At 37.2% G+C, this 11805-nt stretch carries 12 protein-coding genes and 2 tRNA genes; 5 read left to right on the top strand and 9 right to left on the bottom strand.

The genetic code is table 11. The features are described 5' to 3' along the window. Positions 1-2: 2 nt before the first annotated feature. The 3 genes from ACFSR3_RS07285 to ACFSR3_RS07275 are packed head-to-tail and all read right to left on the bottom strand — an operon-like array spanning position 3 to position 3368. Entirely contained in the window at positions 3-1361 is a 1359-nt protein-coding gene (locus ACFSR3_RS07285) for a tetratricopeptide repeat protein (RefSeq protein ID WP_379820369.1), read from the bottom strand. Between the two features lie 17 nt (positions 1362-1378). Beyond that, on the bottom strand, positions 1379-2641 hold the full coding sequence (locus tag ACFSR3_RS07280; protein ID WP_379820368.1) for a hypothetical protein: 1263 nt from the start codon (positions 2639-2641) through the stop codon (positions 1379-1381). Next, positions 2634-3368: a type III pantothenate kinase gene (locus tag ACFSR3_RS07275; RefSeq protein WP_379820367.1), complete on the bottom strand. Its 735-nt coding sequence runs from the start codon at positions 3366-3368 to the stop codon at positions 2634-2636. The genes ACFSR3_RS07280 and ACFSR3_RS07275 overlap by 8 nt, the downstream gene beginning before the upstream one ends. A gap of 144 nt (positions 3369-3512) precedes the next feature. On the opposite strand from ACFSR3_RS07275, the gene ACFSR3_RS07270 reads away from it, so the two are divergent. After that, positions 3513-3585, top strand: a tRNA-Phe gene (locus ACFSR3_RS07270). Positions 3586-3664: 79 nt separating this feature from the next. After that, positions 3665-3737 (top strand) — tRNA-Phe (locus ACFSR3_RS07265). A 205-nt stretch (positions 3738-3942) separates the two neighbouring features. On the opposite strand, the gene ACFSR3_RS07260 is transcribed toward ACFSR3_RS07265, so the two are convergent. The 5 genes from ACFSR3_RS07260 to ACFSR3_RS07240 all read right to left on the bottom strand — a co-directional run bounded on the left by ACFSR3_RS07260 (position 3943) and on the right by ACFSR3_RS07240 (position 6205). Beyond that, entirely contained in the window at positions 3943-4302 is a 360-nt protein-coding gene (locus ACFSR3_RS07260) for a hypothetical protein (protein WP_379820366.1), read from the bottom strand. A 255-nt stretch (positions 4303-4557) separates the two neighbouring features. After that, the gene (locus ACFSR3_RS07255; protein WP_379820365.1) at positions 4558-4974 is read right to left on the bottom strand and encodes an SRPBCC family protein; all 417 of its coding nucleotides are present in this window, start codon (positions 4972-4974) and stop codon (positions 4558-4560) included. A 23-nt stretch (positions 4975-4997) separates the two neighbouring features. Next, a complete protein-coding gene (locus tag ACFSR3_RS07250) occupies positions 4998-5378 on the bottom strand; it encodes a DoxX family membrane protein (protein ID WP_379820364.1) in 381 nt (126 codons plus the stop codon). Between the two features lie 132 nt (positions 5379-5510). Then, complete coding sequence (locus ACFSR3_RS07245; RefSeq protein WP_379820363.1) at positions 5511-5888, bottom strand: SRPBCC family protein; 378 nt, start codon at positions 5886-5888, stop codon at positions 5511-5513. Between the two features lie 2 nt (positions 5889-5890). Further along, on the bottom strand, positions 5891-6205 hold the full coding sequence (locus ACFSR3_RS07240) for an ArsR/SmtB family transcription factor (protein WP_114756361.1): 315 nt from the start codon (positions 6203-6205) through the stop codon (positions 5891-5893). A gap of 262 nt (positions 6206-6467) precedes the next feature. Here ACFSR3_RS07240 and ACFSR3_RS07235 point away from each other — a divergent pair, with 262 nt between their 5' ends. Further along, positions 6468-7598: an OprO/OprP family phosphate-selective porin gene (locus tag ACFSR3_RS07235; RefSeq protein WP_379820362.1), complete on the top strand. Its 1131-nt coding sequence runs from the start codon at positions 6468-6470 to the stop codon at positions 7596-7598. A 1-nt stretch (position 7599) separates the two neighbouring features. Here the strand turns inward: ACFSR3_RS07235 and ACFSR3_RS07230 are convergent, their stop codons facing one another. Then, entirely contained in the window at positions 7600-8700 is a 1101-nt protein-coding gene (locus tag ACFSR3_RS07230; RefSeq protein ID WP_379820361.1) for a fatty acid desaturase family protein, read from the bottom strand. Between the two features lie 167 nt (positions 8701-8867). On the opposite strand from ACFSR3_RS07230, the gene ACFSR3_RS07225 reads away from it, so the two are divergent. Then, a complete protein-coding gene (locus ACFSR3_RS07225) occupies positions 8868-10886 on the top strand; it encodes a thioredoxin domain-containing protein (RefSeq protein ID WP_379820360.1) in 2019 nt (672 codons plus the stop codon). After that, complete coding sequence (locus tag ACFSR3_RS07220; RefSeq protein WP_379820359.1) at positions 10886-11710, top strand: mechanosensitive ion channel family protein; 825 nt, start codon at positions 10886-10888, stop codon at positions 11708-11710. Before ACFSR3_RS07225 ends, ACFSR3_RS07220 begins: the two co-directional genes overlap by 1 nt. Positions 11711-11805: the final 95 nt, after the last annotated feature.

Here is an 11805-nt window from a genome sequence, read left to right as displayed (position 1 = left end):
AATTATAAATTTGGAAGAGTTACACTTTCGTTGACCCAACAGCCAAATGTAATAACATCCCCTTTTTTCTTACCTAAAACTTTAGCCTCTGCTTTAGTTGGCAGATTTTTACTATATCGTTTAACAGCCTCATCAGAAGCAACTTTATACTTCGCTACAGAAGCAGCCTTTTTCGCAGTATCGATTGCCAGATAATTAAGCACCTTTCTTTCAAAGTCATTAAGTTTACACTCACTTTTTGAAGACATGTTAGCATACATTTCCGACAAGACAAGATATACCTCTACTTTGTTTGGGTCTACCTCTATCGTTTTAAAAATATATTTTTTTGCAAGCGCCTTATCTTTATTTTTAGATGCATTAACTATCTCGTAATAAATTTTAGCTTTTTGACTAAAATCTTTTTCAAGATTTGCAGACTGGTCCAGATATTTAATGCCGGCATCCACATCTCCCTTTTTCAAGGCAAGCATACCCAACTTATAGACAGACTCCTTTGAATGTTTTATTGAATCCAGCGCTAAAGCACCTTTTTGCAACACTTCAGATTTAAAACACTTTTTAGCATAAAGTGCATTTACCATTGCCTCCACCCAAATATAATCTGCTTTATGAGCATCATAATTCTTAGCATAATAAGCATCCAGCTTATCACAACTTACATAATCTCTACTTTGTGAAAAAATAACTTCATTCACGTTTTCAAGGCCATCAATATTGATATCGGCATCAGCAATAAATTGCCTTTCTATATCTGTCATTGACTGATTTTCCGCCTTTTTTAAAAGTGCTTCTTTTTCCCTGGCAATTTCAGCCTGAGCGCTAAGCACCTGAGCAGTTATCTCACCATACTTATCAAAGTACTGATCATCCGTAATACCCTTTCCCGCTTTATACTCTTCAAAAAACAGGTTATAATATGTTAGCAGAACATTATAATCAGTAAACGATTTCCTGTTTTTAACAAAAGCAGCATCGAGCGCTTTATAGGCTTCAGCGTCATTAATTAATTTATAATCATACTGCAGCTGAATCTTATTAACCGCACCTTTGCTCGCAGGATAATTCAGTAACTGCTCATTATAAACAGAAACAAGCTCTGCAATAAAAGGTTTTTTCTCATCCGGCAAAGTAGCCACCTCAATCTTATATTTAAGTATTACCTCAGCATAATTATATAGATTCTCACTTACTTTAGGACATCTTTTTCTTAAGTCTGCAAGCAAATCATATGCATCATTATACTCTTTGGTTAAATACTTCCCCTCAAACACCTTAAAACTGTCCTCACATTTGGGAGCAGTCTGTGCCAGGGCAGAAAAACCGAGCATACTTATTAAAAAGACCCTAAGTAATTTCATAATCCGAACTTTTTAGATTAATCGTATCTTCTTTTAGCGAACCATCTATCATTTATAGAAAGACTCAACATGATGTTTACATAATTTTCCTGAATAAGATTAGCCTTGGTCGTACCCTTCTTGCCAATCTCAAATCCAACATTCAAATTTGAAAAACCTGTCCCTAAAGGAAGGCCTGCTCCAAATGTAAATGCTGTATCATTAATATCTTCATTATTTATTACAAGTCCCGTATTTTCAAATCGTAAACCTGCTCTGTAGGTAATTCTGCTCAGGTAGCTGTTGTAAGAATTATATTTAGGAATAAAATAACCTCCAAAAGCAATTCTTGAAACCGACTTAAAATCAACATTAGTAATATTATCAAAACGGGCCCCTAATGTATTACTGCTTTGCGAAGTATATTCAACTCCGGCAAACCACTTGTTTGACTGTCCGAAACCAGTACCAATTGTAAATACCGATGGCATATCAACGTTATCTTTAACTGTAACTGTTGCCAGCTGATCCTGAACAATTTCAGCATCACGTGCTGTAAGGGTAATTGTCGCCAAATCCCTGTCAGTAGTACTTTTCAGCGTACTCTTTGGCGAATAGGTAACACTGCTTGTCCAGTTAAGTTTTTTTAGTTTTGTTTGGTATGTAGCACCTAAATTAAAGGAAACACCATTATAGAAAGATTCATTTATCTCACGTGTAGGATACTGCACCGCATTACTTGGCAAGGTAACAATAGACTTCGTCTCTATCTGTCCGAAATTATACTGAAAATCAGCACCAACACTTAATTTAGGAGTAATCTTATAAGCCCCTCCAAAAAATACCCGGTTAATACCTCCACTACCATTAAAACGTCTTACATATTCTATTTGCGATTCGCTATCAACCTTATTATCCTGAATTTTATATCCTACGGAAGTAAATGGCATAAGTCCGAAAGCAAAACCAACTTTATTAAAAGGAAGTGCAACTGCCAGATAATCTAAAGTGGCACGGTTAGCCGTTTCTTTCCCATCATCCGCTTTTAATGTTCTGGCTTTATCGCTGGCACCTATAGTATAGGTTGTAAATTTCAAAGCACTATATGTAGCAGGATTTTGCAGGTTTAAGTGTATACTATCCGGCAATATACCCAAACCACCCATAGACCTGTTTTCAGTGGTACCTTTAAACTTAACATCTCCAATACCATAGTATGAATATGGAGACGCATTATTTTCCTGTGCAAAACCAGCCGCTGAAAAAATCAGGCACACGCCTGCAATAATTTTTTTAATCATTTGTGATCGTATATAGATATAAAAGATTCAAACTTTCTAACAAGAAATTTGAATTGGCAAATATGGTGTTTTTTAATCTTTTAGCCAAAAAATCAGCATCACCACCGGTCAATATTATCGTTAGCTCCTGATACTGTTCATTATACTGCCTTACAAAGCCCTCTAACTCATGCAACATACCATTTACAACACCCGAATGCATAGACCCGGCAGTAGTATCTCCGATGTATTCCTTTGGCATTTCCGGATATAACAACGGAAGTTTTGCTGTAAAATTATGCATGGCATTATACCTTAATTGTAATCCGGGAGATATTGCCCCGCCAAGGTAGTTGTCATTGCTATCAATAAAGTCATATGTAACACAGGTTCCCGCATCTATAACAAGCCTGTTTTTGCCCGGATAAAGTAACACAGTCCCCGCCGAAAGCACCATCCTGTCAACCCCTAAAGTTGCTGGCGTCGCATATTTATTGGTAAAAGGATATTTTAAATCGCGGTCAATTATTACCAATCTGCCTCTTTTCTCCAGTTCTAATAACAACTCCGGAGCATCTTTCCCTACCGAGGAAATCACACTAACAGTAATTTCAGTATAACTCTTAAAAATATTTTCAATAGTAACTGCTGTATCATTCTTGTCAAAAACAAAGCGTTCTAAAAGCACATCATCCTCAAAGACAGCCGCTTTAATTTTCGTATTACCTATATCAACTGCTAAAAGCATTTCTCATTTATTTATTCCGTAAAGATAGTGATTGATTTTTTTTATCATTTGCTTTGGATAATTTAAAAATGGTTCTATATTTGCACCCGCAAACAAGTTCACCGAACAGCTTGAAAAAACAAGAAATAAGTGAATGTAAGCAATGGTACCTTAGCTCAGTTGGTAGAGCAATGGACTGAAAATCCATGTGTCCCTGGTTCGATTCCTGGAGGTACCACAAAAAAGAGCCCTTGAAAACTCAGGGGCTTTTTTATTCGAAAATCCGTTTTCGATTTAAAATTAAAAGTTATTGTAGCGGTACCTTAGCTCAGTTGGTAGAGCAATGGACTGAAAATCCATGTGTCCCTGGTTCGATTCCTGGAGGTACCACAAAATCCAAGAAAAACCCTTGATAATCAATAGATTTTTCAAGGGTTTTTCTTTTTAAGTCAAAAAGTGGCCAACTGAACTACAGTAAAAAAGACGGTAATAATTTGATGATTACAACTTTTAAAGCACTTTAGTTTAATTTAAGTATAGGAACAGGCATAAAAAAACCATTCAAATGAATGGCTCTCCTTTTATTAGAAAATATTTATTCAGTTTTTCTTTGGATGGTTCCAAGCTTTGCAAGCTTATCAAAATATGGAACTCCATTCTTTGAGTTTTTTAAAGGATGGTCGTTATCTATGTACAAAAAGACTGTATCAATTTTCCCGTCAGCATCCCTCTTTACAAATTTTTCATCTCCTGCAAGTTCTAATAACCTGGCATCAGTTAAATTCGCATACTTCGTATGAATTGGCAAGTCATTAAATAATCCATTCTCAGAGGGACTTTCATTTTTATTAAAACCTAAAGGAGCATAATCCCTATTAAAAGCAAACCATTCACCGTCTGCATTTCTTTTAATACCATATGGTAAATTGATTTGAAAAAAGGAATTAAGAGCCATATCTGTCTAAATTTTGATGAGTATCAAATATAATAAATATGTCACGAAAACACTTAAAGAAAGTAATACTTATTTATAAAAAATGATCAAATATTTATAGATGTTTATAATTAGTTTAGATGTTTTGAAAATTAATTAATTGCGTCATTTGCCGTTTTCCTATTATACTGTAACATATACAAGCACAACCTTTAGATACTGGAGATACCACAAAAAAAGCCTTTGAAGTTTCAAAGACTTTTTTTATTCCGCTTGTTAGTTATTTTCAGCATACTTCTTAAAGTTATCAAGTATAGCCTGCCAGCCGCCTTTCTGCATTTCAACAGGATTTTGGCTTTCTGCTTCAAATACTACTTCAACATCGGTTTTACCGTCTTTTTCCTGAAAACCAACCATCACTTTTCGTCCATCCGCAATGGTGTAAACAATACGATTATTATCAACCACTTCATCATAGATGGCTTCAAAATCAAAACCAAAACTTCCATCTTTAGCTTCCATTCTCGAAGAATACTTACCTCCTACCCTCATATCATTCTCAGCACTCGGGCAATACCAGTCGTCTGAAGCGAAATTCCAGTTTACAATATGTTTTGGATTCGTATAATAATCCCACACTTTATCTTTACCCGCAGCAATAGTTGCTTCAACGGTAATTTTTGTTGCACTCATTGTTAAGTATTTAAGATTAATGATTATTCTGTGAACATAGGAGCATACTTACTCCTGTTTTCATACAGCACCCATAAATTAATAACAAAGAAAACCAATGCTATCGGCAAACCAGATGTATCGGTTACTGTATTGGTCAACATGATACCTACCATAACAGGAAATACCATAACAGCTGCAAATGCTCGCGTTTTAGGAATAATAAATAATATCCCGCCAACAACTTCTGCAATACCCACCAAAGGCATAAGCCAGCCTATCGTCATAAAAGCTCCCATAACCTTCATCAAGTGCTCAGGCATCTCAGGAGGTGGCGGCATAAAATTTAGAAATTTGTTCAGTCCGAACACAATAAACAGAAGCCCAAAAAGAAGGCTGACTACAAAAATGATCTTGTTTTTCATAATATAATTAATTGCTTAGTTTGTTCAATAAATCATCAAGTCTTTCAAGGGTAGACTTCATACCTTCTTCCATTCCCATATTTATAACCGTCTCTATATCATTAAGCGAATTGTAAGTTACAACATTCTCTACTATAGAGGCTCACCTTTATCTATAAAACTAACATCCCATACAGCACGTGGTAAGTCAGGATTAAGATTACCATTTTCATCACAAAAACCATCAAGTCCTGAATAATATTCGATCGGATTGATTTTCACATAATCCATACGACCCCAATACTCCGTCCCATCCGGATCAATCATTGCATATATCCAGTGACCACCTTCGCTAAAATCCATAGATTTCGTTTTAGTTGTCATAGGTTTTGGCGCAAACCACTGATTTAGCAGCTCGCTTTTAGTATAAGCATCCCACACCAATTGTCTTGGCGCTGCAAATTCCCTTTTTATGGTAAGGGTGTTTTTATCCTTATCGACAATGAAGTCAAACAGCAGGTTGTTTTTCATTTTTATTGTTGTTTTAGGTTATTCAATAAATCATCCAGCTGACTAAAGCGGTCTTCCCAAATTTTCCTGAACTGTTCCAGCCACTTATCAACCTCTTTCATTTTTTCAATTTCCAACTGATAATAAATCTCCCTTCCCTTATGATCCTGTTTAATAAGCTCACATTCAGTCAGTATCTTCAAATGTTTAGACACAGCCTGCCTGCTCATGTCAAAATGTTCAGCAAGGGCATTTGGCGTCATTGCCTGTAAAGCTATCAAAGCAATTATAGCTCGTCGTGTTGGATCGGCAATCGCCTGAAAAACATCTCTTCTCATTTATCAAACCTCTTTTAAGAAAACAATTAGTTGCAAATATACAAATGCAACCGAATAGTTTCGTAATTATTTTGTTTTATTTAATGATCTTAGTTAAATATTTCATTCACAAACAATTACAATTACCATAAGTGTTGTATTTTAGTAGTAAATTCCTGAATAGATTATGACAAAAAATTACCACTATGCGTTTTCTTTGCCCATTCTATTAGCAATGCTTTTTTTCAGCACAGCGCTCTTGTGTCAGGAATCTTCTCAAACCATGAAAGACACAACCAAATTTGTCTCCGTAAAATATGGCAAGAAAGGGTTTGAGTTTAAAACCGCTGACGACAAATTTCTTTTGCAGATACAAAGCCGATTACAATTCAGGCTTTCCACACCTACCGACCAAGACCCACTTACCTATGACGATTATGAAACAAAAAATAAAACCGCCTTTAAAATAAACAGGGCCCGATTAAAAGTTGGCGGGCACGCCTATGAAACATGGTTAAAGTATTACTGGGAATACGAGCTATCCCAAAGCAACCTGCTTGACTTTAGGTTCATGATTGAAAAATGGGAGTATTTCAACTTTAAAGCAGGACAATGGAAAGTAGAATTCACCCAGGAACGATTTACCAGCAGCGGTGAACAGCAAACTGTTGAACGTTCTATAATCAACAGGCCTTTCACCATCGACAGGCAGCAGGGAGCCACCATATACGGGCGACTTAAAGGCAAAGGAATTGCAGATTTCAATTACTGGACAGCCGTGCTAACCGGAACAGGCCGAGGCAATACTGCCAATGATGATGGGAATCTGATGTATTTCGGGCGACTGCAATGGAATTCTTTTGGAAGAGAAATGGAATTTGAAGGCAGCGATCTTGAACACACCGAGAAACCTGTAGCAAGAATAGCCGCTGCAGCCGTAACCAATCGCAGCCCATACACACGGTTTTCCCAGGCAGGAGGAGGTTATCTGGAAGGCTTTGAAGACGGTTTACCGGGACAATACCGTGTTAATCAGTCGAACATTGAAACGGCATTTAAGTATCATGGGTTTTCATGGCAAAGCGAATGGCATCATAAAGAGATTATCGATAAGCTCAACAGCGATACTACCACCAAAATGAGAGGCTACTATGTGCAGGCAGGTTATTTTTTTAATGGCGCCTTTAACTGGTTCCCTAAAAACCTTGAAATTGCAGCAAGGCATGCCACCTACAAGCCCAATGTAAAAATAAGTGAGAATTCACAAAGTGAAACTTCAATAGACCTAAACTGGTTTTTTAAAGGACATAAATGCAAACTTACCGCCGAAGGAAGCTATTTTGACTATCAGGACAAAACCCTGCAACAGGAAAGCGGATGGAGAGCCCGCCTGCAGCTCGACATTTCATTTTAACTTATATCTCTCCTGTCATCATAATATTCTCCTGCACTCCTTTATTCTTGAGCATCCTGAAGTGTGAGCGCACAGCCGCATAAAAAGGATAATTAGTATAGGGCAAACCATACTCTTCTGCATAGCGCTTTATGATTGGGGTAATATATGGATAATAGGTATGACCAACCGCAGGAAAAAGATGGTGGGCAACATGATGGGTAAATCCACCGTATAAAAAATTAGCAAGACCACTATTAGCACTAAAATCTTTAGTCACAATCATCTGATGCATAGCCCAGGTAGAAGAAAGCTTTCCTTCCTCATCTGCTTGTGGAAAATGAGCATGCTCGTCTACATGCGTTGACACAAGCGCAACAACTCCTACAACACTTGCGCACACATGCATAGCAAACCAACCTCCAAGCACCACATACCACGGTTGATTGAGTACCGCCATTGGTACAAATAACAAATAAAAGAGATTTAACGCTTTTGTTATAAAAAGCCTGTACACTTCAACTTTGGGAATGGTTGTAATTCTTTTAACGTAATTATTCTTTGTGCCAAAAAAATCTTTAAAGTCCCTTATATAGAGCCAGTTTAAGCTATACAACGGATATATGAGCCACATATAAATATGCTGATACTTATGATAATTAAACAATGGACTGTTAGGAAATATCCTGACTATATCACTTTGTTTCATATCAACATCCCAGTCCTGAACATTAGGATAAGCATGATGAAGGCTTATATGACGCCTTATCCATAACCAGCGGTTGCTCCCAAAAAGTTCCAGCACATAAGTAAACATATCATTGTGCTTCGGCTTTTTAAACAAAGCTCCATGAGCAGCGTCATGAAATGCATTGATAAAAAGCACTATCATGGTAATTCCGCACAAAATATAAAAAAGATACAGTAAAGCTGTATTGTTGCCCAAAAACAGTATCCCTGCGTAAAACAAAAAATAGAGTGAGAGAACTCCCAGAGATTTAATAATATTATATTGATGTAATGACTTGTTTTTTAAAACCGTCTCCTCCACCTCCTTATGCATCTTCTTAAAAAAATCATCAGCCCCCGGCTTAAGGTACACCGGTCTTTTTAATTTTTCCATGATGTGTATTGGCTATTATAGTTACAATCAAATTTAACAAAAAGGGTCTGAAAATTAAGATTTTTAATACTCCTTTAACACCTCTGAAGACAGCTTGTTTTTGTTTTCCAAAATCCCTTTGAAGCCCTCTTTGGTTTTAGTAAATTTGGTCTCTTTTAATGTCAATTATGAACGAACTGCATTTAGAAACCAGCCCTTATCTGCTTCAGCACGCCAATAACCCTATCCACTGGTTGGCCTGGAACGAAGCTGCCCTGGAAAAAGCCCGAACTGAAAACAAACTCATCATTCTCAGTGTTGGTTATTCGGCCTGTCACTGGTGCCACGTTATGGAACATGAAAGCTTTGAAGATGAAGAGGTAGCAGCAATAATGAACCAAAACTTTGTATCCATAAAAGTCGACCGTGAAGAACGCCCCGATGTTGACGCTACTTACATGAAGGCCGTACAAATAATGACCGGACGCGGAGGCTGGCCAATGAATGTAGTACTACTACCTGATGGCAGGCCTGTTTGGGGAGGCACTTATTTTCGCAAAGCAGAATGGATTGATTCTCTAAAGCAACTTCAACTATTATTTGTTACTGAACCTGAAAAAATGACTGACTACGCTGTAAAATTACTGGGTGGTATACAGTCATTAGTTTTAGTAGCCGAGAACACTACCGGACAGATTACACATCCTGACAATATAGCCCCACTGATTGAAAAATGGGCAAAAAGTTTTGACTGGGAATTTGGTGGAAACGCACGTGCTCCAAAATTCATGATGCCAAATAACTATCTTTTCCTGCAACGATATGGCTTTCAGGAAAAAAGAGCCGACATACTGGAATTTGTAGATATTACTCTTACCCGCATGGCCTGGGGTGGGCTTTTTGACACAGTAGATGGAGGCTTCTCGCGCTATTCTGTAGACATGAAATGGCACGTGCCTCATTTCGAAAAAATGCTCTACGATAACGGTCAATTGATGAGCCTTTACGCAGAAGCTTATAAACGAACACATAATCCGCTTTACAAAGAAGTAATTGAAAAAACGCATGGTTTCCTTACCCGGGAACTTCTTGATAGCAGTGGAGGTTTTTACAGTGCCCTTGATGCAGACAGTTTGAACGACAAAGGCCATCTCGAAGAAGGTGCCTTTTACGTATGGCAAAAGCAGGAATTAAAAGATGTGCTGAAAGATGATTTTGAGCTTTTCGCTAAGATTTTCAATATAAATGAATTTGGATATTGGGAAGAAGGAAATTTTGTTTTAATACAAAATGACTCACTTGAGAATATAGCAGAAGCAAACGGCATTTCTTTCGCAACATTACATTCAAAAAAACAGGCGTGGGAAAAAACACTCTATAACGAACGCGAAAAACGTTCTAAACCTCGCCTTGACGATAAGATACTCACGTCATGGAATGCTCTTATGCTCAAAGGCTATGCCGATGCCTATAAAGCATTAGGCAATGAAGATTATTTAACAGCCGCAAGAAGAAACGCATCGTTTATATGTGACCAGCTGTGGCATCCTGACGGATTCTTGTGGAGAACCTACAAAAACGGAACGGCTAAAATAAATGGTTTCCTTGAGGATTATGCTCTCACTGCAGAGGCTTTCGTATCGCTGTATGAAGCTACATTAGAAGAAAAATGGCTGCTTTATGCAAAACAGATTATTGATTACTGCCTTGAGAATTTTTACAATGAGCAGCAACAATTTTTTGCCTATAACTCAAGACAGGATGAACAGCTTATCGCTGCCCATTTTGAAACGGAAGACAATGTAATCCCGGCTTCAAATTCAGTTATAGCAAATGTATTGTATAAGCTTAGTATTCTGTTTAACAACAGCTATTATGAAAAAACAGCGCTGCAAATGCTGTACATGATCATTCCAAACCTTGATTACCCTTCAGCTTTTTCAAACTGGCTGAATTTATGGCTTGACCTTTCGGATAAAAACAAAGAACTTGCTGTTTGCGGAACTAATGCTTCCGAAAATATTAAACAGATAAACAATCAGTATATTCCGCACGTTATTGTTGCAGGAAGCACATCTGAAAGCACCATACCTTTCCTTGCGAATCGTTTTGTTCAGAACGAAGAGCTGTTTTATATTTGCCAGAATAAAGCCTGTGGACTTCCAAAAAACACCATTGAAGAAACCTTAAATGAATTAAACGCATAATGTTACCACTATTTTTTTCTGAGATTGCAAATCTTGATGTCTACATCGAACGTCTTTTTATTCACGTTGTCGATTTTATTCCAAGTCTTTTAAAAGCTTTATTAATCCTAACAGTTGGAATCATTGCCATTAAGATCTTCAGGAGGATAATGACACGGATAATGACTTCACGTGAGATGGATCCAACTTTTCTCAAATTCGTTCTCGATGTATGTACCTGGATTTTCAGAGCTACATTAATTGTTGCAATCATACAGCAACTGGGAATTGAGACTACCTCTTTGGTAGCATTACTGGGTACAATCGGTATAGCTGTAGGCTTATCATTACAGGGTTCACTGTCAAATTTTGCAGGTGGCTTACTTATTGTATTATTTAAGCCTTTCCGCGTTGGTGATTATATCGAAGCCCAGGGACAGGGTGGAACTGTACAAAGTATACAAATTTTCAGCACTCAGCTTCTAACTTCTAACAACCAGGTAGTTTACCTGCCCAACGGTACGCTATCAAACAATACCATTAAAAACTTCTCTCAGGAACCCTTACGCCGCGCCGAAATCTTACTATCGGTAAGCTATAACAGCGACCTTAGGATAGTTAAAGAGGCAATCCAGTCGGTAATTAATAGTGACAATAAAATATTATTAACCCCAAAACCGGGTATAGAGGTTAACAATCTAACAGAAAATGGGATAATAATGAAAGTATTGCTATGGTCTGAAAGGAGCAATCATTCGTCAATGGTATCTGACTTTTATGAGAATATAAAAACTGCTTTCGAAAATTCAGGAATAGAAATGCAATTGCCTCATAAAGAAAAATAACAAGTGCAGAAAAACATCAAAGCATTCGCAATAATTTAAAACATAACACGTTAGTAGTTTTTCGGTTTTTATACGAATCCCAATTAAGCAAAAAA

It is taken from the genome of Flavobacterium suzhouense (assembly GCF_042684765.1).
GTDB lineage: Bacteria > Bacteroidota > Bacteroidia > Flavobacteriales > Flavobacteriaceae > Flavobacterium > Flavobacterium suzhouense.
Note: the sequence above shows the minus strand (reverse complement) of the source record. Positions and strands in the feature narration are given on the sequence as shown.